The organism is Natrinema amylolyticum, from assembly GCF_020515625.1.
In the GTDB taxonomy this organism is placed as follows: Archaea; Halobacteriota; Halobacteria; order Halobacteriales; family Natrialbaceae; genus Natrinema; species Natrinema amylolyticum.
The window spans coordinates 602,123-626,007 of the sequence record NZ_JAIWPJ010000003.1; the positions used below are offsets into that span (position 1 = coordinate 602,123).

Genomic DNA, 23,885 nt, shown 5'->3' on the forward strand with positions numbered 1-23,885 from the left:
CAATGACTGAACGAGACACCCAACCCACACAGACGGCGACGCGCGGTACAGACAGTACGACCGATCGAACGCGCGATGCGGACGGCGCGACCGACCGAATCATCGAGATACGGGACGCCGAGGTCGCCTTCGAGATGGACCGCGGCGTCTCTCGCGTGCTGGACGACGTCGACCTCGACGTTCGGCGCGGCGAGATCCTCGGCGTCGTCGGCGAGAGCGGCAGCGGCAAGTCGATGCTCGCCTCGTCGATGCTGGACGCGGTAGTCGACCCCGGCGTCCTGTCGGGCGAAATCACCTACTATCCCGAGGACGGCGACCCCGTCGACGTCCTCGGCCTCAGCGATCGAGCGCTGAAGGGACTGCGCTGGGAGGAGATCTCCATGGTGTTCCAGGGCGCGATGAGTTCGTTCAACCCGACCATGGGGGTCCGCGAGCACTTCGAGGAGACGCTCGAGGCCCACGAGTACGACGTCGAGGCCGGAATGGATCGCGCCCGCGAACTCCTCTCCGACCTCTATCTCGAGCCCGAGCGCGTCCTCGGTTCCTACCCGCACGAACTCAGCGGCGGCATGCAACAGCGGGCGCTGATCGCGCTCTCGCTGATCCTCGAGCCGGCGGTGCTCGTGATGGACGAGCCGACGGCCGCGCTGGACCTGCTGATGCAGCGCTCGATCCTCTCCCTGCTCGAGGACCTCCAGGAGAAGTACGATCTGACGATGGTGTTCATCACGCACGACCTGCCGCTGGTCGCCGAACTGGCCGACCGGATCGCCGTGCTGTACGCCTTCGAACTGATCGAACTCGGCCCGACCGAGGAGATCTTACATCGCGCCGCACACCCCTACACGCGGGCGCTGCTGAACGCGACGCCGAACCTCGACGCGCCGCTCTCCGAGATGCGACCGATCGAGGGCTCGGCCCCGGACCCGGTCGACGTCCCCGCGGGCTGTTCGTATCATCCGCGCTGTCCCCTCGCCGACGAGACCTGCGTTGCCGACGATCCGGCCTTTCAGCAGGTCAGCGAGGACCACGAAGTCACGTGCTTTCACTGGCGGGACGCGGCCGACGAGGTCCCGTTCACCGTCGACGCGGCACGCGGGAATCCGCAGGCGTCGATCACGGAGGAACAGCGATGACCGGGGAGCCGCTCGTCTCGCTCGAGGAGTGCGAGGTCCACTTCGAGGAGAGTCAGGGGCTGTTCGAGTTCGGCGATCCGGAGACCGTCAGAGCCGTCGACGGCGTCTCGCTGGATATCGGGGAAAACGACGTCGTCGCCCTCGTCGGGGAGTCGGGCTGCGGGAAGACCACGCTCGGGAAGACGGCGATCGGGCTCCAGCGCCCGACCGGCGGGAGCGTCCGGTATCGCGGGCAGGACGTCTGGGACGCGAAGGACGGCCGCGGCGACGTGACGATCCCCTACGACGAGATCCGCCGCTCGCTCCAGATCATCCATCAGGACCCCGGGAGCGCGCTCAACCCGAACCGTCGGGTGCTGAAGATCCTCGAGGCCCCGCTCGAGCGCTGGCAGGCCGACATGAGCGCCGGCGACCGCCGTCGAGAGGTGCTCTCGATGCTCGAGCGCGTCGGGATGACGCCGCCGAGCGACTACGCCGGCCGCTACCCCCACCAGCTCTCGGGCGGCGAACAACAGCGCGTCGCGCTCGTCCGCGCGCTGCTGATGGATCCCGACCTGATCCTGGCCGACGAGGCCATCTCGGCGCTGGACGTCTCCCTGCGCGTCGAGATGATGGACCTGCTACTCGAGTTGCAGGGCCAGTTCGACACGTCGTTCGTCTTCGTCTCGCACGACCTCTCGAACGCGCGGTACCTGGCGTCCCACGCCGACGGTCGGATCGGCGTGATGTATCTCGGCCGGCTGGTCGAGATCGGGCCCGCCGAACGGGTGATCAACGATCCCAAACATCCCTACACGAAGGTGCTCCGGTGGGCGACGCCGGACCTCCACGCCGGAACCGACGCCGCGGAGCCGCCCGTTCGGACGATCGACGTCCCCGATCCGACGGACCCGCCGAGCGGCTGCCGGTTCCACACGCGGTGTCCCGAAGCGCGCGAGGCGTGCCGGCGCACCGATCCGGACGCCGTCAGTCTCGGAGACGACCACGAGGTGGCGTGCTTCCGTGAGGTCCCCGACCACGAGTACTGGTCGTCGCCGCCGCTGACCGACGAGGGCGACTCGAGCGACGGCGGATCCCAGTCTCCCCCGCAGTCCACGGACTGACCGCTCTCCGTCGCCGTTCGATCCGATTCGAGCCGGTTCTCTTCTGGAGCACCCAATTTTAAGAGGTGTCGGTCCGATTAAACGAAGGAATGACTGGTCGAGAACGACCTTCCGAGAGCGATGACTGTCCGGTACCCGACCTCGAGCGCTTGACGCTGTCCGAAAAGGTCGGGCAGCTCGTCGGTGCCTACGTCGGATCGATGGGCGATACCGAACTGAGCGTCGACGACGCGGCGGCGCTCGTCCGCGACGAGGGCGTCGGAACGATCGCCGCGTTCGGGATCGGTATCTCCCCGCACCGCGACCCCCTGCGGGTCGCCGAGATCGCCAATCGACTGCAGCGGGTCGCCATAGAGGAGACGCGCCACGGAATCCCGCTGTTGCTCCCCGTCGACGCCGTCCACGGCCACGCGTACGTCGACGGGGCCACGGTGTTCCCCCACGGTCTAGGCGTCGCAGCGACCCGAAACCCGGCGAACGCGCGTCTGGCCGGCGAGATCACGGCCGCGGAGATGCGCGCGACGGGCGCGAATCTGAACTACGGCCCGACCTGCGACGTGGCCCGCGATCCGCGCTGGGGCCGCACCTTCGAGACCTTCGGCGAGAGCCCGCTGCTCTGTGGCGCGTTCGCCGGCGCGACCGTTCGCGGGCTCGAGTCCGAGGCGGACGGGCCGCGGGTCGCCGCGACGGCGAAACACTTCCCCGCCTACGGCGACCCCGCGGGCGGCGAGGACGCCGCGGCGGTGGATCGCTCCGCGAGCACGCTCCACCGGCTGTTCCTCCCACCGTTCGCCCGGGCCATCGACGCCGGCGCGTCGGTCGTGATGCCGTGTTACAACTCGATCGACGGCGAACCGGCTCACGGCTCCCGGCGGTACCTCACTGAACTCCTGCGCGAGCGGCTCGGATTTGACGGTGCCGTCGCCTCGGACTGGGGCGGGATCGACCACCTCCACGAGGATCACCGCGTGACGGCGTCGCAGCGGGATTCGGCGCGAACTGCCGTCGACGCGGGGCTCGACCTGATCTCGATCGGGCGTGACGAGTACACAGCCCACATTCGGGACCTCGTCGAGTCCGGCGATCTCTCCGAAGCGCGCATCGACGACGCGGTCGCCCGAATCCTCGAGCTGAAGGCGTCGCTCGGCCTCTTCGAGGACCCCTACGTCGACATCGAACGGGTCCGGACGACGGTCGGCGCGTCGGCCCATCGGCGGGCCGCACTTCAGGCGGCCCGCGAGTCACAGACCCTCCTCGAGAACGACGGGGTGCTCCCGCTGGCCGACGACCTCGACTCGATCCTCGTCGCGGGGCCGAACGCCGACTCCCTGCGCAACCAGTACGGCGGCTGGAGCGTGCAGGATCCCGATCCGGACTCGGGGACGACGGTGCTCGAGGGGATCGCGGACCGCGCCGGCGACGAGACGACGGTCCGATACGAGCGGGGAGCGACGGTCGGCGAGCGAGCGGACCTCGAGGCGGTCGCGGACGCGGCGGCGGACGCGGACGTGGCGGTCGTCGCCGTCGGCGAGGGCTGGTACTACCACGAGTTCGGTCCGAAGGGGCTCGTCGGCTCGACCGGGGAGTTCCCCACCCGGTCGCGACTCGAACTCCCGGCCGCCCAGCGCGACCTGCTCGAGGCGGTCCACGAGACCGGGACGCCGCTCGCGGTCGTCGCGATCGCGGGTCGGCCGCTGGCGCTCTCCTGGACCGCCGACAACGCCGACGCGCTGCTGTACTCGTACTATCCGGGGAGCGAGGGCGGGGAGGCCATCGCGGACGTCCTGTTCGGCGATGTCGATCCGGCGGGTCGGCTGCCGATCAGCGTCCCGCGCTCGGCGGGCGATCTCCCGTCGGCGTTCAACCACGTCGCCCATCCGACGCCGATCGGGGCCGACGAACACCCCGACACGTACGATCCGCTCTACGCGTTCGGCGACGGCGAGAGCTACACCGAGTTCGCGTGTTCGGACCTGTCGGTCGCGGACTCGCGGATCGGTTCCGCCGAATCGATCACCGCGTCGGTCACCGTCGAGAACGTCGGCGACCGGCCGGGCGATCGGGCGGTGGACTGCTTCCTGCGAGACGACGTGAGCTCGCGGGTTCGGCCCGTCCGCGAGCACGTCGGCTTCGCGCGGGTCAGCCTCGAGCCCGGCGAGTCGACGACCGCCGAAATGACGATTCCGAACGACGCGCTCGCCGTGACCGACTCCCGCGGTCGAACGACGGTCGAACCGGGCTCGTTCACGCTTTCCTGTGACGGACGCTCGACGACGGTCACGGTCGAGCGCTCCGACGAGCGCAGTCACTGACGGCCGCCGTTCGAATCGGCATCGGCCTCCCCCCGTTTCCGCACCGTTTCCCCCTCCAGCGTGAGCGCTGTCCGTAGATCTCGAGAACGTGCGACACAGCAGCTGCATCGCCCATTCTCGCCCTCCAGATCGAACCGATACTGACAGCAGATTTGTGTGTTGGCTAGTGAATAACGAATCACTCACTCGAAACCGTCGGACTCCAGCCGGTTCTATCACGTAGCAGTCGGAACAAGAACATATTTCGAAATTGTGTATAATATATTATCAAACACCGCAGACATACGTTTTTGTACGACCATTAACTATGGACAAGTATGGATACGGAGACACTCCGACGGGCGCTCGAGGACGCCGGGCTGACCGGTCAACAGGCGGAGGCCTACCTGACGCTCCTCGAATCGGGAACCGCCCCCGTGACCGAAATCGCCCAACAGTCGTCGGTCTCATCCTCGCGGATCTACGACGTCGTCCGCTCGTTAGCGGAGGAAGGGTTCGTGGAGACCCTCGAGCGCGACCGGTTGCACGCTCGGCCGCGCGAGCCAGTCGACGTCCTCAATCGACTGCGCCAGAAGAGCGAGACCCTCGCGGACGCCGCCGCCGAGATCGAGGACCGCTGGGAGCGACCGGACCCGAAGGAATCGCGAATCAGCGTCCTCAAACGGACCGAAACGGTCCTCAAGAGTACCGGGGACGCGATCGACGAGGCGACCGTTTCCGTCGCGCTGGCGGCCACGCCTGAGCAACTCGAGGCGTTACGACCCCGGCTCGAGACCGCCGCGGCTAACGGCGTCTTGGTCCACATCGCGGTCTACGACGGCGGCGGAACCGAGGTCCCCGACATCGAGGGCGTCCTCGAGATGCGACGGTGTCCGATCCCCGGGCCGTTCCTGGCGATCGTCGATCGTCGGTACGCGTTCTTCGCCCCGAACGTCCACAGCGACCGCTCCTACGGGATCACGATCGGTGACGAGATCCTCTCCTTTATCATGCACTGGTACTTCCGGACGTGTCTGTGGGCGCACAACGAACGACTCCAGCTCGATCGGGACCAGCCCCCCACCTACGTGAGCATCGAGGGGTTCGTCTACGACGCCGCGTCGTTGCTCCGCGACGGGGCGTCGATGACGCTACAGGTGATCGGCCGCCGGATCGAAACCGGCGACCCGGTCGAGATTCGCGGCGATCTCGTCCGGGCGACGTGGGGTGGGCAACTCGAGCCGCCGCGAAATCCCACGTATACGGACCTCGCGGGACAGGTAACGCTCTTCCTCGAGACCGACGACGGACTCGTCTCGATCGGTGCGTGGGGCGCGCTGTTCGAGGACGTCGAGGCCGAAATCATTCGCGTGACCGGCATCGAACTGCCGGAACCGTGAATCCGTTCGCAGCGAGGGGCCACCGTGATCGTCTCGATTGATCCGACGGAATTGGATTACAAACATATGTATGTAATCTCTTGGGTCCGGAGACGGTCGTTACACCGCTGATCGAGTCAGTATTCGGTCCGGATTCGTCGCATACCGTCGAGTCTTCCATCCGTGACAGCGTTATCAGCGAACACTCGAGGAGGGATATTATTCCAATAATATATGATCGAACTATAGACGATATATCTTTTATATTTGAATACTGGTATATTAGCGCTGTAGAACTGTACTGACTATTCTCACCTCCAACTATATTCCTCAAATGCCTATTTCCGGAAGTATAGGGCGTCTTGTCGTAATAAGGTGTGAATAGCGATTTTGAAATCGGATCGCAGTTCGTGGGTCGGTCGGCGGTGATATTCGCACAGTCTCGACCGATGGTGATATCGATAAAACCGCCTCAAATGGCTTTTCAAGCGAATTCTGCAACAATATCTGCGTAACTTTCACTCCGCTGACCGTCGACTATCGCTCTCTGTCTCTATATGATGGGCTGATTTCAAGTACGTATCCAAAGTATACTGTACATCTGGTAGTTTGTAATCGTATTGCCATCGTGCTACGCGACGGCCTACCGGATGAGGATTACTTCCATTCCAGTAGGTGGGTAGAGAAGTGGCCGTACTGTGTTCAAATGCGTTATCCGATTCGGATGATTCGCCGCTCTCAGGGAACTCTCGCCCGCGGCGTGTCTCCGCCAGATCGAACTCGCCGAAGCGGCCGGCTTCGATCACATCGTCTCTCAGAGTCACAGCCCCGGTCGGGAGGCGTTCTGTGAAATACTGCGGCGAGACGCTTCTCCCAGTTCTCGGACGCGACGGTTCGCCCTGCGTTCGTCCGGACGCCCTCGAGTACCAGCCGTTCTCCTGAGTCGGGCTCGAGAGTGAGTCCGTGACCTCGTTACTGGTCCGTCTGGGTGTACTGAACCACCACCTCCGGACGCTCGGACTCGACGAGCGGTCCGGTCGGCAGGTGGATCGCCGACTCCGCGCGGACGCTCTCTCTGGATTCGATCGCGTCACTGACCGGTGGCGGGTCCGTTCCGATCGGATAGCCGACCGTAACGACGACGCGCTCCGGTTGACGGGGCGGGACCGGATCGCCGTAGTCGATCGTGACATCGATGAGCGAGAGCTCGGCGTACTCGGACGACGCGAGAACGGTGGCCACGTCCTCGTTGACCGCCTCTTCGTACATCCCAGTTCGATAGGTATCGTAGGTCACGACGCCGAGAAACGTCGAGAGGACGACTATCGTGACGGCGAGTGCGACGACGCGCTTCTCCGTCGAGACGCGCGCTTCGTCCTGCTGAAACCAGCTCTCCGGCCGATAGCCTTTATACCAGAGGACAGCGAGGCTGGTGATATTGATCGTCAGGATGTTGACGAGGACGAGGACGCTCGCGGCGAGGGCGACCTGCGGGAGGCCCCACGCGATACCGATGCCGATGACGCCCAGTGGCGGAACGAGCGCGGCGGCGATCATGACGCCGACGAGGGCGGCCGACGTCCCCGCAGTGAGCGTCCACGCGCCCGCCACGCCGGCACCGATCGCGATGACGAGCGAGAGCAGATCGGGTGTCAACCGGCCCTGAATCTCCGAAATCGAGAAGAGATCGATCATCGGTGAGACGAGTCCGGTCGTCCGGATGGCGAACGCGAAGACGGCAGCGGTGACGACGCCGATTCCGAGTCCGATCGCCTGGAGTTTGATCCCCCGCCGAAACAGCACACGATCGTTGATGACCGTGCCCACGCTCGCACCGAGCGCGGGGCCGATCAACGGTGCGATCACCATCGACCCGACGACGACCGCCGGTGAATCGAGCAACAGGCCGGCGGTCGCGACGATCACGCTCATGACCGTCATGACGAGATACGTGCTGAATCGGGGGGTGAGATCCTTCGCTCGAGCCTGCATTTCCTCGCGAGAGATGCGCGGGGTATTCTGGGCGAACCGCTGCTCGAGGTCGTCGTACCGGTCCGAGACGACGGTCTCCGCATCGACGATCACGGTGTAGGAGTCCTCGTCGATCCCGGTCTCGCGGAGGCTGTCGAGGACGGATTCGACCGCGGGCGTCGGCAGCGGGAACGTGATGACGACCGAGGGCTCCTCGCGGCTTCCTTCCTCGATGAGCGTGTATTCGATGCCTTCCTCATCGAGTACCTCCTCGACGACGTCCCGCTTCTGCTTCGGGATCAGCATCTCCACGAGGCGCATGGTCTCAGCACGACGATCCCGTGGAAAAACGTTCGACCTGACATCGAACCGGACAACGGTGGTTCGGTCCGCCTCGAGAGGATTCTCGAGAACAGGCCCGCATCACGATCGGTCGGTCGACTATCCGGTCTCGTGCCTCGTCGCAGTACACAGCCGCGGCTCACGAAGGAGTTCGTCGCGAGAAGTGGGCCAACTCGGATTTGAACCGAGAGCCTCCACCTTATCAGAGTGGCGCTCAACCTAATTGAGCTATTGGCCCGCGTTGCCGTCTTCTTCGCACTCGGTAGTTGCTCGGTGGGACGTTTAAGCGTTTCTTTCTTTGGGACCCGTGCGAACCGCTACCGAGCGAGGGGGTCGTCGTCTCGCTCGTCGTCCGTGTCGTCCGTCCGCTCGTCGCCGAAGTCGATCGTGTACGAGTCGTCGCCGTTTCCGTCGACGGTGTAGTCGTCATCACCGAGGTCGTACGTCCCGCCGTCGGTCGACTCGGTGGATCCGTCCGCCGTCTCGTCGTTCGGGAAGCCGAACGTCCAGACGTTGCCGCTGGCGAACCCGCCCGTCTTCTTGTCCGCGTAGGGGACGATCACGAACCGCTTGAGGGCCGCGCGGATCGGGATCCGCGTCAGCGGAACGGCCAGCAGGAAGCCGATGACGTCGGTCACCAGCCCGGGAGTCAGCAGGAACGCCCCGGCGGCGATCAGCAGGCCCCCGTCGAGCAGTTCGTTGGTCGGCGGCTTCCCCGCGGCCATCGTCCGTTGCATCTTCCGGATCGTCCGTCGCCCTTCCGCGCGGACGAGGAGCATCCCGACCAGTCCAGTCAGGACGACGAGTAAGATCATCCCGACCCAGCTGACGAACCCGAACTGGGTAACGATCACCGCGAGCAACACGGCGTCGAGAAACGGGATGAGCAACAGCGCGAAGATCCACCGGAGCATACCTCGATATAGCCACCGAAGGGTGAAAATCCTTTACTCTCGTTCCAGAAGCGGAATTCCCGCCGCTCGAGTCCCAGTCGACGGGCCGTGAGCGAACGAAGGGCTTACGCCGCGGACTCACCTCGGTCCGGTATGGACGATACGACCCGCGTCGAGTGGCGCGAGTGGGGACAGGACGCCTTCGACGAGGCGGCGGAGTCCGACGTTCCCGTCTTGCTCTCGCTGACTGCGACGTGGTGCGATCACTGCCACGAGATGGACGCGGAGACCTACGCCGAGCCCCGAATCGCGGCCAACGTCAACGACAGTTTCGTTCCCGTTCGGGTGGACGTGGACCGCTACCCGCGCGTTCGCGACCGGTACAATATGGGCGGGTTCCCGTCGACGGTCTTTCTCGCACCCGACGGCAAGGTCCTGACCGGTGCGGGCTATCTCGGTCCCGACGGGATGCGACAGGTCCTCGACAGCGTCCGGACCATGTGGGACACGAAAGGCAGCGGTGCGGCGCGCGTCCCGCGGCCGCTCCGGGAGGACAACCCGCCGGCCGGCGAGCTGACGGCCGACGTCGAGTCGGCCATGCTCGGCCAGCTCTCGGAGAGCTACGACGAGACCGCCGGCGGCTGGGGCGACAGTCCGAAGTTCCCGCTGCCCGACGCCCTCGAGTTCGCGCTCAAACGCGACCGAGACATGGCGCTGCGGTCGTACGACGCGGTCGGTGCGAACCTGTTAGACGAGTACGACGGCGGCTTCTACCGGTTCGCGACCGACCGCGACTGGTCGGGACTCCAACGCGAGAAGCTCTTGGATTCCAACGGTGCGCTCGTGCGCGCGTTCGCCAACGCCTACCTTCACACCGGGAAAGACGAGTACCGCGACCCCGCCGATCGCACGATCGAGTTCCTGACGACGACGCTGTGGAACGCCGACGCCGACGCCTTCGCGAACAGTCAGGCCCCCGGCGAGGACGACGCCCACAGCCTCGACGCGACCGATCGAGCGGCCGCCGACGAGCCGCCGGTCGACGACGGCGTCCTCGCCGGTCCGAACTCGCTGGCGATCGAGGGACTGCTCACGTACTACGCCTACACCGACGACGATCGGGCCCGCCGGTACGCCGAACGCGCGCTCGCGACCCTCCGCGAGGACCTGCTCGAGGAGGGGGTCGTCGCCCACGCACGTGACGACGACGCCGTCGAGCGCGACGCCGACGGCGATGCGCTCCCGCTTCTCGCGAATCAGGCCCGCGCGCTGGCGGCGCTGACGACGGCCGCCAGCACCCTCGAGACGGACGTGCTCGAAGACGCGACGGCCGTCGCGGAGGCGACGATCGACCGGCTCCACGACGAGGACTCGTTCCTCGACGGTCCCGCCGAGGGCGTTGGCCTGTGCGATCGGCCGTTACGGCCGCTCGACTCGAACGTCGCGTTCGCGGACGCGCTGATCGATCTGGCAGCCCTCACCGGCGAGGACCGCTACCGCGAGTTCGCCCGCGAGACCCTCGAGGCCTTCGCGGGGGCGAGCGACCGGTTCACCGTCCAGGTCGCCCGCTACGCGACGGCCGTCTCCCGGCTGCTCGAGGGGCCGCTGGTGATCCGGGTGGCCGCCGAACCCGGCTCCGACCTCCACCGAGCGGCGCTCCGGATGGCCGACCACGAGAAGGTCGTCGTCCCCGACGCCGACTGCGAGGCGGGGACGGCGCGGGTCGAACGCGGCGACCGCATGTCAGAGCGTGCCGAAACTCCGGACGAGTTGAGCGAGCGCGTTCAGTCCCTTCTCGACTGACATTCGGCCCCTACCGGCCGAGACCGGTCTCGAGGCAAACTACCACAGTGTTTATATTTCTTCGGTCGGATGGTTCCAGACATGGCCAGTCTCAGGGATCTCGGGCTCTCCGAGTACGAAGCTCGAGCCTACCGATCGTTGCTCAACACCGGCCCCACAACGGCGAAGGAGTTGTCACGGGCGAGTGACGTCCCGATGGGGCGGATCTACGACGTGTTGAACAGTATCGAGCAGTACAATCTGGTCCGGAGTCAGACCGCGAGCCGACCGAAGAAGTACGTCGCCGTCGAGCCGTCGACGGCGCTCGATCGGCTCCTCGAGGACAAGAAACGGGAACTCGAGGAGAAGGCCGACCAGTACGAGTCGATCGTCGATGATCTGGCCGACGAACTCCACGCGGCCGAGCCGGTCGAAGAGCAGTTCTGGACCGCCGCGGTCGGTCCCGAGGAGACGATGGACCTGCTCTTGGAGCGGCTGGCGGCCGCCGACCGCGACATCGTGATGGTCTCGTCCCATCCGTCCCCGCAGTGGGACATTCAGGCCGCGAGCGAGGAGATCAACGCTCAGCTCGAGGACGCACTCGACCGGGGCGTCTCGATCGATCTGTTGATGACTCGCGAGATGGTCGCCTCCATGTCGGAAGAGGTGGGGCGGCGCTACCGGGAGACGCTCCAGCAGCGAGACGACTTCGCGGTCCGGACGAACGACGACGTCACGGGCTCGTTCAACATCATCGACGGCATCGAGATCTGCATTCAGGTGCCGAACCCGCTGTCCTCGGGCGAGGCCTTCGGCATGATCGATCTCAAGGATCCCGAGTTCGCCGCGAACGTCCACGAGGAGTTCGTCCCGCGCTGGGAAGAAGCGGAGCCGCTCGAGTTCTAGCTCTCGATCTCGTCGCGCAGCGTTCCCATCTCGACGATGCGCTCGGCGTGGGCGTTGTGCTGGTGGATCGACTCGTCGTTGGACTGGCTCATCGTGATCACCGCGTCGTCGGCCAGGTGATCGAACTCGTCGACGACCCCCTCGGCCAGCGCGCGGACGCAGTCCTCGACGAACTTCGCGTCGGCGTGGGCCTCGTAGGTCATGTGATCCTCGTCGGGCCGCTTCGCGAGGTTGTAGATCCGGGCGCTCATCGAGTCCCGCGCGATGTCGATGATGTCGTTCAGATCGACCGACGGATCGCCGTTGGCCTCGACGGTCAGCGTCGCGTGGCCCCGCTGGGAGTGCCCCGGTTGGGGCACTTCGTCCAGGAACTCCGTGATCGTCTCCGCCTCGACGCCCAGGTCCTCGAGCGTCTGCTTCGCGCGTGCGGTCGACATCCCCTGCGAGCAGGGACAGACCGTCATGCCAGTGACTCGCGCACCGATCTCCTCGCGGGTGCCCTCGTCGGTCGCCGTCGCCGCGGCCACGATATCGACCGTGTGTTGGGTCTCGCGGTCGCTCGCGGGCGTCTGTTCGCGCCGCATGAACTCGGCCTCCATCGAGACCTCCGCCTTCGACGTGTAATCGTGGCGCTCGAGCAGCCGTTCGGCGGCCTCGCCGCAGACCTCTTCGACGCCGTAGGCCTCCTCGCGGGTGGCGTCCTCTAAGATCTCGTCGATGACCTCCATGTTGCGGCTCATGTCAGCACCCTTGCGCCAGCCCGGGAGGTCGACGAAGACCTCGAACTCGGCGGTGAGGACGATCGGGCGCTTGTCCTCGCGGGCGATCTTGACGAGCTTGTCGACGCCGGTGACGCCGACCTGACTCAGGCCGACGGTCACGTCGGGCGACGTCGCCTGCACGTCCGGCAACTGATGACTCATTGCCCGCATTCAGGGCAGCGGGCGATTCAACCTTTCGGAACCAGTAGTAACTGGCTCGACGGTCGGTCGGCCGGCTCCATCTCGAGCACCCGTCGTTTCTTTAAGTGTCTCTGGTCACAAGGTAGAGCTATGACGGGAAGACCGCCGTTCTCTGACGTGCCAATTCGGTAGTCGCGACGCTCTGTCTCTCGAGAGCCGAGTGAAACGACCCGGCAGTAACACCCCTGTAGAGTCCCACGCCGAACGGACGGTACGGAACACCGGAAAATCGCTTTCACGTCAACTAAGACCCCGGAGCGACAGCGGAGAGTGTGCGAAGTTACACGATCACGGAAATCTGGGGCATCCCCATTCGAATCAACACCTCCTTACTGATCTTCCTCCCGATCCTCGCGTGGCTCATCGGGAGCGGCCAGCAGATCGAACTGTACGCCGGCTTCATCGAGCGATTCACCGGAACCGGGTTCGACCTCGCTCGGCTCCGCGCCGGGACGACGCCGTGGCTCATCGGTATCACGGCGGCGGTCGGCCTGTTCGCGAGCGTCACGCTGCACGAACTCGGCCACTCGTGGGCAGCGTTGCGGTACGGCATCGAGATCGAGTCGATCACCCTGTGGATCCTCGGCGGCATGGCGTCGCTGACGTCGCTGCCGAAGGAGTGGAACCGCGAGTTCTGGATCGCCATCGCCGGCCCCCTCACGAGCGTCCTCGTCGCCGCCGTCTGTTATGCGGGCGTTCTCGTCGCGCCGAATTCGCTTCAGGCGTCCCGGTTCATCGTCGGCTATCTAGCTATCACGAACCTGTTCTTAGCGGGATTCAACCTCCTCCCCGCGTTCCCGATGGACGGCGGGCGCATCTTCCGCGCCCTCCTGGCTCGCTCCCGCCCGTACGGCACCGCGACGCGGATCGCGGCGCGGGTGGGTGTCATCTTCGCGCTCCTGTTCGCTATCGTCGGCGTCCTCACGTTCCAGCTCATGCTCATTCTCCTCGCCTTCTTCATCTACGGCGCCGCGACGACGGAATCGCAGAGCGTCCTCCTCGACGAACTGCTCGAGGGCATCACGGTCGGCGACATCATGACCCGGGATCCCGCGACGGTCTCGGCCGACACGACGCTCGAGGAGTTCGGTGACCGGATGCTCCGCGACCGTCAGCCGATCCACCTCGTCACGGACGGGAGCGGGGCGGTCCTCGGCGTGATCACGCTCGGCGACCTCCGGACGGCTCGCGGCGACGACCGCGGCACGACCCGCGTCGACGCGGTCATGCGGGAGATTTCCCGGACCGAGTCGACCGCCGACGCCTTCGACACGCTGGCCCTGCTGAACCAGTCCGGGAGCGGGAACGTGCTGGTCGAGGAGAACGGGGATCCCGTCGGCGTGCTCTCGAAAGCCGATTACGCGCACGCCATGACGGTCCGGCGCGGCTTCCAGAGCGGTATCAGCGGATAGTGCGCTCTATCTCGCCGCTCTGTGCGGCCGGCTGTTTTCGTGCGAAATCGGTTCGGCGAGACGTCGATTCGCTCGTTTTTCGGTCTTCCAGACTCGAGTCCCGGCCATGGCCACCGTTCCGACGCACGTCCGCGAGACCGTCGACGACCAGCTGGCGGCGATCGAGCGCGCACACGACGTCGCGGTCGTCCTGGCGGTCGCCCGCGGCAGCCACGCCTGGGGGGCGGCGAGTCCCGACAGCGACTACGATGTCGGCTTCGTCTTCGCGCCGACCGATTTGCGGCGCTACGCCCACCTCGAGGGCGCTCCCGAAACCGTCGTCGTGGACCGCGGCGAGTTCGAGTATCAGGGCTGGGACGTGCGGACGTTCGCGCGCCTGCTCGCCGATTCGAACGAGGGCGCGATCGACCTGCTGCGGAGTCCGATTCGCTATCGGCTCGCGTACGATCCCGCTGCCCTCACCGCGTACATCAAGCGGACGTACAATCCGATCGACATCTATCACACGTGGCGCGGGATCGCGACGAGCAACTACCGCAAGTACCTCTCGCGGCACCTGGTCCGGAGCGACGACGAGACCTTCCCGATCGTCGATGCCGGAAGCGAGGAGTACACCGTCGAAACCGACGACGGGACGATGACGGTCTCGGTCGACGACGAGCAGTTCAGCGAGACGCAGACGAGGCCCACGGTCAAGCGAAACCTGCTGATCTGCCGCGCGGCCATGTCCGCCTACTACCTCAAAGCGACCGGTGAGTGCAGCGAACACGACCTGCCGGCCCTCGAGTTCGAGACCTTCCTTCGCGAGCAGGCACCCGCAGTCTTCGACGCCGACCGGATCGACCGCGCTCGCGAGTTGCTCGAGCGGAAACGGGCGGGCGAGGGCGAGGCCGTAATCGGCGACGCCGTGGGTCGCGAGTTCGCCCACCCGCCGAAAGCGATCGATCCCGAAATTCACGCCCGGGATGGGCCCGATACCGGCCGACTCGACGAGTTCATCGACGAGATGATCGATGCGGTTCAGTAGCACGCATCGGAACCGTCTCGCCGCCGATTCTCTTTAAGTGCCTCTGGTCACAAGGTGAAGCTACGAAGGGCTTTTCGCGGACCGATCGTCTCGAACAGCGAGTGCTGGTGCCCGCTATCGCTCGAGAGACGCGTGGATCGCGGGTTCCTGTTAGAAAGCCTGTCTGTCCGTCGAACTGGTGTACTGAACGGAGCGAGCCTTTTTCACTCTCCCTCTCCGAGCGACAGACGATGCAAGACGACGGTGCCGACCCTGGTCCAGATCCCGAGCGAGCCCCAGCCGTCGCGGACGGCGTCGAGCCCGACCCCGACAGCGAGCGCCGCCTCGAGACCCGCCCCGGGTCCGGATCGCTCTCGCGGGCCGACGTGCAACGCGATTCGACGGTCCGTCGGTGGGGCGTCGTCACGCCGAGCGCGACGGTCATCGGCCGCGCGGACTCGCCCGACGCGGACCTCTCCGAGAACGTCCGTCGCCTCCACGACGAACAGCACGCGGCGACGCCGGGCTACAGCGAACGCGCCCACCGTCTCGATCGGCTGCGAACCACGCAGGCGCTCTGTAACGTCCTCGAGGTGACGCCGTGGCAACGGGACCTCGCATTGGGCGTCATGGACGAGATCGACCTCACCGAGTTCGGCAGTCAGCGCGCGATCGAGAAGGTGGCGCTGGTCGCGATCCGCCACGTCGTCGACGTCGACCGCCAGCAGTACTTCGGGCTGGACGATATCGATGCACAGGAGCTCTCCGCCGACCGGATGGAGGAACTGTTCGGTCGGTATCGCGCACACGACATCACCGACGAGGAGACGTTCGAGCGACTCGCGGCCGAGTACGGGCTGGATACGACGAGCCTGAACCGGCTCCGTCGCGTCCTCAAGTCCCAACTCGAAGACGAACTGCCGGCCTACGGGCGCAACCCCTATCGGGACCCGAACCTACCGGACGTGACGGAGTCGGAGACCGAGGCTGCGGACGCGGCCACCGGGACCGAAAGCTAACGACGCGGCCGCCGCCCGAATTCTGGACCGGGCCCGCACCGCGTCTCGGTTCGACTGCCGGTGACCGGCGACTTTTCCGTATTAGGCTCCTATCGGCACTATGGCTGACGCTGACACCGGATCGACACCGGAAACGACCGACCGAATCGAAATCTACGCCGACTACGTCTGCCCGTTCTGTTATCTGGGGACGCGCTCGCTTGCACAGTACCGCGAGGGCCGCGACGAGCCGCTCGAGGTCGAGTGGCACCCCTTCGACCTGCGGAGCGGGAAGCGGAACGCGGACGGCTCGATCGATCACGACGTCGACGACGGCAAGGGCGACGAGTACTACGAGCAGGCGAGACAGAACGTCCGCCGGCTGCAGGAGGAGTACGGCGTCGAGATGGCACAGGAGATCGCGACCGACGTCGACTCGTTGAACGCACAGGTCGCCTCGTGGTACGTCAAACAGGAGTATCCCGAGCAGTGGGCTGCGTTCGACGAGGCGATCTACACCGCGCTCTGGCAGAACGGCCGCGACATCGGCGACGTCGACGTACTGGCCGATCTCGCGTCGGACGTCGACCTCCCGACCGACGAGATCCGCGACGCGGTCGACGACGAGGGCATCCGTGCGGAGCTCGAGGACCGATTTGCCGAGGCCCAGCAGAAGGGGATCACCGGCGTGCCGACGTTCGTCTCCGACGGCCACGCCGCCCGAGGCTCGGTCCCGCCGGAGCACTTGGAACGACTCGTCGAGGGCGATCGGTAGTCACTCGAGCTTGTCGAGGCCGTCGAAGAAGTTCGCCTGCGGGCCGACCAGCCTGACGGACTCGGTCGCGAGCGAGACCGAAACCGCGGCGGGGGGCTCGAGGCGCTGTCGGTTCCGGCCGTCGCTGATCGCGTAGGCGGTCCCGGTCCCGGAGACGGAGAGCGTGATCTCGGTCTCCGGTTCGACGACCAGCGGGGGCATCGACTCGGTCGCGGCCATCTGCGTGACGACGAGCGTCTCGGCGGACGGATGGACCAGCGGTCCGCCCTCGCTCAAATTATACGCGGTCGAGCCCGTCGGCGTGGCCACGAGGACGCCGTCCGCGTGGCTCTCGGCGTACCGCTGGCCGTCGACGTCGATATCGATCGTCGCGCCGCCGCCGTTGCCCCGTCGCGGCCCGTGGACGACGACCTCGTTGAGCGCGGGCTCGAGCGTCCAGTCCTCCTCGACGCCGGTCGCTCGCAGTCGCGCGAGTTCGCGTTCCTCTACGGTCCCCGTTTCCGCGAGTTCCGAGACGAGTTCGGTGACGACGCCGACGGCGTCGTCGGGCGCGACGGCGTTGAGAAAGCCGACTTCGCCGAGGTTGACTCCCAGGATCGGCGTCGACCTGACCTCGCGGGCGACGAACAGCAGCGTCCCGTCGCCGCCGATGCTCACGACGAGGTCGCGGCCCGCCATCGCGGCGACCGGGACGGCGCTCGCCCTGACCGCCCCGCCGGTCGCGTCGTCGACGACGACGTCGGCTCCCTCGCGCTCGAGGGCGTCGACGAGGCTCGCGGCGAGTGCCTGTGCACGCTCGTTGTCACGTTGGGCGACGATTCCGACGGCGACGTCCATCGACGGCGGCTACCCGCCCCGTCGTCAAAAAGCCACGCTTGTCCGGCCGCCGGCGACGCGCTTCGTCCGGATGGAACGACTCCGGACGGCGACTCGCCGTCGTCGACGCCGATCCGCTCGAGATGATGTATCAGGACCGGGCGAAACGTCGCAACGAAATATACGATTTCTCCCGAAGCCTGACGGAGGCGGGCGGTACCGCGCTGTCGACCAGCGAGGCCTCGCAGGAGACGCCTACGCCTCGCGGTACGGCATCGTCGAGTCTCTCACGGACGCCGTCTTCGTCCTGCAGTACGTCGGGCCAGCGGACGTCCGCGAGACCCGGCTGGCGGTCGAGATCCGGAAGATCCGCGATGCGAACCACTCTCGAGAGAAAAAGCCCTACGAGATCACGAGCGAGGGTATTTCCGTCTATCAACAGGCGAACCTGTTCTGACCGTCTGCCGTCTCGGTTCCGCCTAGCCGACCGTTACAGCGGGGTCTGATCCAGTAAGAGACTACTTATCGACGTGTTCAGGGCCCATACTTTTGCGGACAGGAGCCCGATTATTCTCACATGGCGCAACGGACGACAGCCGACGAAACACTGCCGCGAGAGGAACTCGCCGAGTACCTCCAAGAGCTCGCGACCGAGTTCGAGGGCGAGAGCGAGGAGGTCTCGATCAGGGTCGGGAACAAGAACGTATCGCTCAACCCGCCCCACAACATCGACGTCTCGGTCGAGACCGTCGAGCGCTCCTCGATGCTCCGCGGGAACCGTGAAACAGTCGAGATCGAACTGAGCTGGAAACCCTAACATGGCCGCCGCGGACTCCATCCTGATCTTCGTCCTGAGCCTGCTGGTCGGAACGGTCGGGATCCTCGCAGGCGCGCGGCTGGTGTTGGACAGGGACGCGAGCTTCGTGAACGCAGCGGTGACCGCCCTCATCGGCGCGGCCGCGTGGGGGATCACGAGCTTCTTCGTCGGCTGGGTCCCCATTCTGGGGGTCTTGTTGATGCTAATCATCTGGGTCGGCGTCATCAACTGGCGGTATCCCGGCGGCTGGGGCTCCGCGGCCGCGATCGGGTTCGTCGCCTGGATCGTCGCGGTCGGAATCCTCTACGCGCTCGCCGTAGTCGGGTTCGTAACCCCCGACGCGCTCGGGATCCCCGGCATCTAGCGCCGCTCCCGTCGTTCCCACCGTCGAAGACGGAAGGAAACCCCTTTTTTCGTCCGCGCGAGTGGTTCGCGTAGACAGCAATGTACGAGACGATCCTGCTTCCGACGGACGGCAGCGACCACGCGGCGACCGTCGCGGACCACGCCATCGACGTCGCGACCACGCGAGACGCGGCCCTCCACGTCCTCTCGGTCGTCGACGACCGCGCGTTCCTCGTGCTCGACGACGACCGCATCGAGGACGTCCGCGACGACCTCGAGGCGACCGCCCGGGAGGCGGTCGACGACGCGGCCACTCGCGCCGCCGATCACGGGATCGAGACGACGACGGCGGTCGACACCGGCAACCCCGCAGAGTGTATCGTCGATTACGCCGCGACCGCCGACGTCGACCTGATCGTCATGGGTACCAGCGGCGACGAGTACGAACGCAACGTCGTCGGCAGCGTCTCCCAGCGCGTCGTCCGCGAAGCCCCCGTCCCCGTCACCACCGTCGGTCCCGACGTGTGAGCGGGATCGAATCCGCACGGCGATAGCTGCTCGTCCGCCGAACGAGGCGATCGATTCGCTCGAGCAGGCGAAATGTTAGACGACCGCGTGACCGGAGATACTGCTGCGACCGCGATCCGCTCGTCCACTATCACCGTACGCGAACGGGATATCTCGGATCGGTTACACACGGTTTGATGTGCACGCCGTCACTAGTGATGCAGAGATGCGCCGTTCGATCGTGATCTCAGCCGTTCTGCTCGTTCTCGCCGTCGCCCTCATCGGCGGGCCGTCGCTGTTGCTGTCGCTATCGACCAGTCAGACGGCGTCAGAAGCACCGGCCCAGACGGAGCAAACGGAGCAGCGGACGCCGGAACTCGTCTCGTTCGACGACTCCGAGAGCAGTTTCTGGGAGTATCTCAGTCCCACCAAGCGATTCCAGAAGCGAAGCCCGATCAACGTGGTCGTCCGTGGTGATATCGACGATATCGAGCGGGTATTGACCGACGCCGACAGCGGTGACTGGTCGGAGATCAACGAATCCGAGGAGGAAGCGCTCCCAGAGACGTACTCGCTCACCGGCGGGAACGCCTCCGACAACGAAACGCAACCGGCCAACGCGACCGCCAACGGAACGCAACCGGACGCCGAGGTCGACGACGCAACGACGGCGAATAACTCGTCGACGAACGCGACCGACGAGGACGCGGCGGAGGAGTCCCAGGGTCCCATTCCCAACCTCAACTGGGGACAAGCCGACGGCGGCACCCGGTACGCCTACGTCGATCCCGGCCCGAACGAGAGCGGCTACTGGACGACCGAAACGCGGCAACTCGAGGACGGCGATTACTTCGGACAGCGATACCACATTCGCCTCTACGAGAGTCCCAACGAGGACGACAACTGGGTCGCCATGCAGACCCACTCGGAACACTTCGACTGGTTCACCCTTCGACACCGGGTTCACGGCTCCCAGGACGCCCAGACGAAAGTAGAGGCCGACTTCATGAAACACCCGCGAGTCGACGTCCAGGAGGACGTGACCCGAATCTATCTCGACAACAGGAACTCCGCCGATGCCGACGGCTGGGCGACTCTCGTCGAACTCGCTGGACTGCTCGTCGTTCCGACGCTCGTCGGCGTTCGAGCCGGGAGACGCGGTATAAGCGCATCGAGCGGCACCGAACGGTCTACGTCCACCGGCGAGCACATCGCCGAGCGGACGCCCGACGCGATCGACGACCGCCTGACCGACGTCGACCGCCAGCGGCTCGCCGCCGCCTACGCCCGCCTCGAGGCGGGCCACGTCCTCCTCGTCTTCACCATCCTGGCGCTGTATCTGGGCGTTCGGATGGGCGGCCTCGCGCTCGAACGGCAGGCCGCGTTCCTCACACCCCACCAGATCGCCGGACTCCTCTATCCGGTGATCGGGGTCGGGATCCCCGTCGCGACCTACCTGCTCGCGCGCGGACTCACGCGGCGGCTCGACGCCGCCGTCGTCGCCGCAGGCTCGCTCGCGGTCGCGGTCTGGCTCGACTACAGTCTGCTTGGCGTCTCCTCGCTACCCGTCGACGTCGTCGTTCAGCGGATGCTCGTCGTCGTCGCGCTCGGTCTGATCGCCGGCGGCGCGGCCAAACGGGCGTCCCGGAGCTCGAAGTTCAACGACATGCTGCTGATCGGTACCACGATGTGGCTGCTCGTACTGGTCGGAACGCTCTTCGGCTACCTCTGAGACGGTTCGGAGCGCTGTTTTTCCGTCGGGGATGGGGTCGATATGACAGTCGAACCGTGATAGTTCGGTGGCGAGCCCTTAAGTCCTTGCAACATCGTTATCAACATGAAATGGCAAGCCCCACCCGTCAGCGCGAACGCGATCCTGAAACGACAGAAAAAACGCAGGAACCGGAGCGCGAGCGGGTGTGTGACGAGTGCGACGGTGGAACGCTCGTCAAGAGCGAGGATCAGGGCGAACTCGTCTGCGATCAATGCGGACTCATCGTCGAAGGAACCAACATCGACCACGGGCCCGAATGGCGCGCGTTCAACCACTCGGAACGGCAGAACAAGTCCCGCGTCGGCGCGCCGACGACCCAGACGATGCACGACAAGGGCCTGACGACCTCCATCGACTGGAAGAATCAGGACGCCTACGGCCGTTCAATCTCCTCGGACAAACGCAACCAGATGCGTCGCCTGCGAAAGTGGCAGGAACGGATCCGCACCAAGGACGCCGGCGAACGGAACCTCCAGTTCGCCCTCTCCGAGACCGACCGGATGGCCTCTTCGCTGGCCATCCCCCGCTCGGTCCGCGAGGTCGCCTGCGTCATCTACCGGCGCGCGCTCGACGAAGACCTCATCCGCGGGCGCTCGATCGAGGGCGTCGCGACCAGTACGCTCTACGCCGCCTGCCGCATGGAAGGCATCCCCCGCTCGCTCGAGGAGGTCGCCGCCGTCTCCCGCGTCGAGCGCAAGGAGATCGGCCGTACCTATCGCTACGTCGCCCAGGAACTCAACCTCGAGATGGAGCCGGTCAACCCCAAGAAGTACGTGCCCCGGTTCTGCTCGGAGCTCGAGCTCTCCGAGGAGGTCCAAGTGAAGGCGAACGAGATCATCGATGTCACGACCGAGAAGGGGCTTCTCTCGGGCAAGTCGCCGACCGGTTACGCCGCGGCCGCGATCTACGCTGCATCGCTGCTCTGTAACGAGAAGAAGACCCAGCGCGAAGTGTCGGACGTCGCGCAGGTGACCGAGGTAACCATCCGGAACCGGTATCAGGAGCAGATCGAAGCGATGGGGATTCACGAATAGGACGGTTTCGGTCGCCATTTTCACGCCGACCGGGAAATCAACTGCCCATGCGACGATTATGGGCTTGTCAGTGAACGTTGCCGACGTTAGTCGGAGGTGACGAATCCCCGATTCGGCATCACTGTCCCTGACTTCAGGGCGAGTTGACTGTCGCCCGTCCGCCCTGACGACTGTCGGCGGTTTTAATACTCACTGATAAGGAATTTATGGCGGACCCAGAAGTGCGCCGACCGGGAGTCGAACCCGGGCTATGAGCTTGGGAAGCTCATGTCCTACCACTGGACCACCGGCGCACGACACTCACTTCGTTCGCTTGTGCGCCGAGGATCGCAAATCCGTTGGATTTGCTCACCACCGGCGCTCACTCACGTCGACACTCGAGTCTACCCACCGGTTCCACTTCAACGTAGCGCTCTCGAGCGGAACCAACGGCCGTCGGCGATCAAGAAGCCGGCCTCGAGTTGCAGTTTCTGAGTACTATCCGTACTTATTACGTATCGAGCGTGGTAGCGATAATCGCGGCAAGACGCAGTGTGTCCGGGTTGGGGTAGTGGTAATCCTTCAGCCCGTGGAGGCTGAGACGCGCAGTTCGATTCTCGCACCCGGACCTTCGGTCCCCGTTTTCGCGATGGACACACGACAGCCGATCGGCACGCCGGACCGCGATCGACCGCCGAAATCGGACGCCCGGTCAGTTTTTTCCGGGGAGGGGAGGCTATTAGGTCATGCCGTCCGTATCCGGCCACATGATCGACCTTCGCTTTTCGGAGGCGGAACTCGAGCAGCGACGCGAACACATCACGGAGTTCATTCGCGACCGGGTCGACGCCGCGGGGGCAGACGGTGCAGTGCTCGGGCTCTCGGGCGGGATCGATAGCACGCTGACGGGGACGCTCGCCGTCGAGGCGCTCGGGGCCGAGAACGTCCACGGGCTCGTCCTCCCGGCGACGGTCAGCAGCGAGGAGAACATGAGCGACGCGGAGTGGGTCGCTCAGGACTTAGAGATCACCTACGACGTGATCGAGGTCGAACCGATCGTCGACTCGCTGCTGGCGGCCTATCCGGAGGCCGAGGGCGACCGCGAGGCGGTCGGGAACGCGCGCGCTCGCGCTCGAGCGGTGCTGAACTACCTCGTCGCCAACCACGAGAGCCGGCTGGTCCTCGGGACCGGCAACCGCAGCGAGGCCGCGGTCGGCTACTTCACCAAGTACGGCGACGGAGCCGTCGACTGCCATCCGATCGGGAACCTCTACAAGGGGCAGGTCCGCCAGCTCGCTCGCCACGTCGGCGTCCCCGAGGAACTGGCGGCTAAGACCGCGACCGCGGAGCTGTGGGCCGACCAGACCGACGAGGACGAACTGGGGATCAGCTACGACGTCCTCGACTCCGTTCTGGCGACGCATATCGACGGCCCGCTGTCGGTCGCCGCGACCGCCCGACTGCTCGAGGTCGACGAGGAAACGGTCGAGCGCGTCCGCGGACTGTACGAACGCAGTGAGCACAAGCGAACGGCACCGCCGGCACCGGAGCCGCTCGAGTGAGCCGTCTCGAGCGGTTCTGAAGCCGGATAACACGACCGAGCCCGGATCGGCCCCCGGTGTCGTCGATTTCGATTCGGACCGGACCGAGCTATTTT

General features: G+C 65.7%; 20 protein-coding genes, 2 tRNA genes and 1 pseudogene. 17 read left to right on the forward strand and 6 right to left on the reverse strand.

Annotated features, from left to right (window positions below; genetic code table 11):
* The first annotated feature begins 2 nt into the window (after window positions 1-2).
* The 4 genes from LDH66_RS18520 (at window position 3) to LDH66_RS18535 (ending at window position 5,930) form a co-directional block, all read left to right on the forward strand.
* The gene (locus LDH66_RS18520) at window positions 3-1,136 is read left to right on the forward strand and encodes an ABC transporter ATP-binding protein (RefSeq protein WP_226482561.1); all 1,134 of its coding nucleotides are present in this window, start codon (window positions 3-5) and stop codon (window positions 1,134-1,136) included.
* Window positions 1,133-2,239: an ABC transporter ATP-binding protein gene (locus LDH66_RS18525; RefSeq protein WP_226482562.1), complete on the forward strand. Its 1,107-nt coding sequence runs from the start codon at window positions 1,133-1,135 to the stop codon at window positions 2,237-2,239. Before LDH66_RS18520 ends, LDH66_RS18525 begins: the two co-directional genes overlap by 4 nt.
* Window positions 2,240-2,328: 89 nt before the next feature.
* Window positions 2,329-4,551: a glycoside hydrolase family 3 N-terminal domain-containing protein gene (locus LDH66_RS18530; RefSeq protein ID WP_226482563.1), complete on the forward strand. Its 2,223-nt coding sequence runs from the start codon at window positions 2,329-2,331 to the stop codon at window positions 4,549-4,551.
* A 317-nt stretch (window positions 4,552-4,868) separates the two neighbouring features.
* Window positions 4,869-5,930 (forward strand): TrmB family transcriptional regulator, encoded by a 1,062-nt coding sequence (locus tag LDH66_RS18535; protein ID WP_226482564.1) that lies wholly within the window; start codon window positions 4,869-4,871, stop codon window positions 5,928-5,930.
* A 951-nt stretch (window positions 5,931-6,881) separates the two neighbouring features.
* Here the strand turns inward: LDH66_RS18535 and LDH66_RS18540 are convergent.
* The 3 genes from LDH66_RS18540 to LDH66_RS18550 all read right to left on the reverse strand — a co-directional run bounded on the left by LDH66_RS18540 (window position 6,882) and on the right by LDH66_RS18550 (window position 9,136).
* Window positions 6,882-8,201, reverse strand: a complete 1,320-nt coding sequence (locus LDH66_RS18540; protein ID WP_226482565.1) for a TIGR00341 family protein — start codon at window positions 8,199-8,201, stop codon at window positions 6,882-6,884.
* A 185-nt stretch (window positions 8,202-8,386) separates the two neighbouring features.
* Window positions 8,387-8,460 (reverse strand) — tRNA-Ile (locus LDH66_RS18545).
* A 79-nt stretch (window positions 8,461-8,539) separates the two neighbouring features.
* Window positions 8,540-9,136 (reverse strand): FxsA family protein, encoded by a 597-nt coding sequence (locus LDH66_RS18550; protein WP_226482566.1) that lies wholly within the window; start codon window positions 9,134-9,136, stop codon window positions 8,540-8,542.
* A gap of 132 nt (window positions 9,137-9,268) precedes the next feature.
* On the opposite strand from LDH66_RS18550, the gene LDH66_RS18555 reads away from it, so the two are divergent.
* Together LDH66_RS18555 and LDH66_RS18560 are read left to right on the forward strand one after the other, a co-directional pair.
* Complete coding sequence (locus LDH66_RS18555) at window positions 9,269-10,918, forward strand: DUF255 domain-containing protein (RefSeq protein WP_484549488.1); 1,650 nt, start codon at window positions 9,269-9,271, stop codon at window positions 10,916-10,918.
* Between the two features lie 81 nt (window positions 10,919-10,999).
* Entirely contained in the window at window positions 11,000-11,803 is an 804-nt protein-coding gene (locus LDH66_RS18560) for a TrmB family transcriptional regulator (RefSeq protein ID WP_226482568.1), read from the forward strand.
* Here the strand turns inward: LDH66_RS18560 and mptA are convergent.
* Window positions 11,800-12,726, reverse strand: coding sequence for a GTP cyclohydrolase MptA (gene mptA, locus LDH66_RS18565; protein ID WP_226482569.1), 927 nt, complete (start codon window positions 12,724-12,726; stop codon window positions 11,800-11,802). The two genes, LDH66_RS18560 and mptA, sit on opposite strands and share 4 nt — an antisense overlap.
* Window positions 12,727-13,037: 311 nt before the next feature.
* Between mptA and LDH66_RS18570 the strand changes: the two genes are divergently transcribed.
* The 4 genes from LDH66_RS18570 to LDH66_RS18585 all read left to right on the forward strand — a co-directional run bounded on the left by LDH66_RS18570 (window position 13,038) and on the right by LDH66_RS18585 (window position 16,956).
* Window positions 13,038-14,177, forward strand: a complete 1,140-nt coding sequence (locus LDH66_RS18570) for a site-2 protease family protein (protein WP_226482570.1) — start codon at window positions 13,038-13,040, stop codon at window positions 14,175-14,177.
* Between the two features lie 106 nt (window positions 14,178-14,283).
* Window positions 14,284-15,204 carry a nucleotidyltransferase domain-containing protein gene (locus LDH66_RS18575; protein WP_226482571.1) on the forward strand — a complete coding sequence of 307 codons (921 nt, stop codon included), beginning with the start codon at window positions 14,284-14,286 and terminating at the stop codon, window positions 15,202-15,204.
* A 230-nt stretch (window positions 15,205-15,434) separates the two neighbouring features.
* Window positions 15,435-16,202, forward strand: coding sequence for a DNA-directed RNA polymerase subunit epsilon (locus tag LDH66_RS18580; RefSeq protein ID WP_226482572.1), 768 nt, complete (start codon window positions 15,435-15,437; stop codon window positions 16,200-16,202).
* A gap of 100 nt (window positions 16,203-16,302) precedes the next feature.
* On the forward strand, window positions 16,303-16,956 hold the full coding sequence (locus LDH66_RS18585) for a DsbA family oxidoreductase (RefSeq protein WP_226482573.1): 654 nt from the start codon (window positions 16,303-16,305) through the stop codon (window positions 16,954-16,956).
* Here the strand turns inward: LDH66_RS18585 and LDH66_RS18590 are convergent, their stop codons facing one another.
* Complete coding sequence (locus LDH66_RS18590; protein WP_226482574.1) at window positions 16,957-17,793, reverse strand: NAD(+)/NADH kinase; 837 nt, start codon at window positions 17,791-17,793, stop codon at window positions 16,957-16,959.
* Between the two features lie 113 nt (window positions 17,794-17,906).
* On the opposite strand from LDH66_RS18590, the pseudogene LDH66_RS18595 reads away from it, so the two are divergent.
* From LDH66_RS18595 to LDH66_RS18620, 6 genes and pseudogenes are all read left to right on the forward strand, one after another.
* Window positions 17,907-18,229: pseudogene (locus LDH66_RS18595) on the forward strand (ATPase domain-containing protein); the annotation flags it as partial.
* Window positions 18,230-18,349: 120 nt separating this feature from the next.
* Complete coding sequence (locus LDH66_RS18600) at window positions 18,350-18,589, forward strand: amphi-Trp domain-containing protein (protein ID WP_226482575.1); 240 nt, start codon at window positions 18,350-18,352, stop codon at window positions 18,587-18,589.
* 1 nt (window position 18,590) lies between these two features.
* Window positions 18,591-18,953, forward strand: a complete 363-nt coding sequence (locus LDH66_RS18605) for a hypothetical protein (RefSeq protein ID WP_226482576.1) — start codon at window positions 18,591-18,593, stop codon at window positions 18,951-18,953.
* Between the two features lie 80 nt (window positions 18,954-19,033).
* A complete protein-coding gene (locus tag LDH66_RS18610) occupies window positions 19,034-19,462 on the forward strand; it encodes a universal stress protein (protein ID WP_226482577.1) in 429 nt (142 codons plus the stop codon).
* Window positions 19,463-19,667: 205 nt separating this feature from the next.
* Window positions 19,668-21,173: a hypothetical protein gene (locus LDH66_RS18615; protein ID WP_226482632.1), complete on the forward strand. Its 1,506-nt coding sequence runs from the start codon at window positions 19,668-19,670 to the stop codon at window positions 21,171-21,173.
* 110 nt (window positions 21,174-21,283) lie between these two features.
* The gene (locus LDH66_RS18620) at window positions 21,284-22,249 is read left to right on the forward strand and encodes a transcription initiation factor IIB (protein WP_226482578.1); all 966 of its coding nucleotides are present in this window, start codon (window positions 21,284-21,286) and stop codon (window positions 22,247-22,249) included.
* Window positions 22,250-22,471: 222 nt separating this feature from the next.
* On the opposite strand, the gene LDH66_RS18625 is transcribed toward LDH66_RS18620, so the two are convergent.
* A tRNA-Gly gene (locus LDH66_RS18625) sits at window positions 22,472-22,542 on the reverse strand.
* 453 nt (window positions 22,543-22,995) lie between these two features.
* On the opposite strand from LDH66_RS18625, the gene LDH66_RS18630 reads away from it, so the two are divergent.
* A complete protein-coding gene (locus tag LDH66_RS18630) occupies window positions 22,996-23,790 on the forward strand; it encodes an NAD+ synthase (protein WP_226482633.1) in 795 nt (264 codons plus the stop codon).
* The last annotated feature ends 95 nt before the right edge of the window (window positions 23,791-23,885 follow it).

Coding starts and splice junctions, on each gene's coding strand:
- LDH66_RS18530 (WP_226482563.1), top strand. CDS start 2,329: ATGACTGGTCGAGAACGACCTTCCGAGAGCGATGACTGTCCGGTACCC.
- LDH66_RS18615 (WP_226482632.1), top strand. CDS start 19,668: ATGCGCCGTTCGATCGTGATCTCAGCCGTTCTGCTCGTTCTCGCCGTC.
- LDH66_RS18620 (WP_226482578.1), top strand. CDS start 21,284: ATGGCAAGCCCCACCCGTCAGCGCGAACGCGATCCTGAAACGACAGAA.
- LDH66_RS18560 (WP_226482568.1), top strand. CDS start 11,000: ATGGCCAGTCTCAGGGATCTCGGGCTCTCCGAGTACGAAGCTCGAGCC.
- LDH66_RS18520 (WP_226482561.1), top strand. CDS start 3: ATGACTGAACGAGACACCCAACCCACACAGACGGCGACGCGCGGTACA.
- LDH66_RS18585 (WP_226482573.1), top strand. CDS start 16,303: ATGGCTGACGCTGACACCGGATCGACACCGGAAACGACCGACCGAATC.
- LDH66_RS18575 (WP_226482571.1), top strand. CDS start 14,284: ATGGCCACCGTTCCGACGCACGTCCGCGAGACCGTCGACGACCAGCTG.
- LDH66_RS18610 (WP_226482577.1), top strand. CDS start 19,034: ATGTACGAGACGATCCTGCTTCCGACGGACGGCAGCGACCACGCGGCG.
- LDH66_RS18605 (WP_226482576.1), top strand. CDS start 18,591: ATGGCCGCCGCGGACTCCATCCTGATCTTCGTCCTGAGCCTGCTGGTC.
- LDH66_RS18525 (WP_226482562.1), top strand. CDS start 1,133: ATGACCGGGGAGCCGCTCGTCTCGCTCGAGGAGTGCGAGGTCCACTTC.
- LDH66_RS18550 (WP_226482566.1), bottom strand. CDS start 9,136: ATGCTCCGGTGGATCTTCGCGCTGTTGCTCATCCCGTTTCTCGACGCC.
- LDH66_RS18590 (WP_226482574.1), bottom strand. CDS start 17,793: ATGGACGTCGCCGTCGGAATCGTCGCCCAACGTGACAACGAGCGTGCA.
- LDH66_RS18555 (WP_484549488.1), top strand. CDS start 9,269: ATGGACGATACGACCCGCGTCGAGTGGCGCGAGTGGGGACAGGACGCC.
- LDH66_RS18600 (WP_226482575.1), top strand. CDS start 18,350: ATGGCGCAACGGACGACAGCCGACGAAACACTGCCGCGAGAGGAACTC.
- LDH66_RS18630 (WP_226482633.1), top strand. CDS start 22,996: ATGATCGACCTTCGCTTTTCGGAGGCGGAACTCGAGCAGCGACGCGAA.
- mptA (WP_226482569.1), bottom strand. CDS start 12,726: ATGAGTCATCAGTTGCCGGACGTGCAGGCGACGTCGCCCGACGTGACC.
- LDH66_RS18540 (WP_226482565.1), bottom strand. CDS start 8,201: ATGCGCCTCGTGGAGATGCTGATCCCGAAGCAGAAGCGGGACGTCGTC.
- LDH66_RS18580 (WP_226482572.1), top strand. CDS start 15,435: ATGCAAGACGACGGTGCCGACCCTGGTCCAGATCCCGAGCGAGCCCCA.
- LDH66_RS18535 (WP_226482564.1), top strand. CDS start 4,869: ATGGATACGGAGACACTCCGACGGGCGCTCGAGGACGCCGGGCTGACC.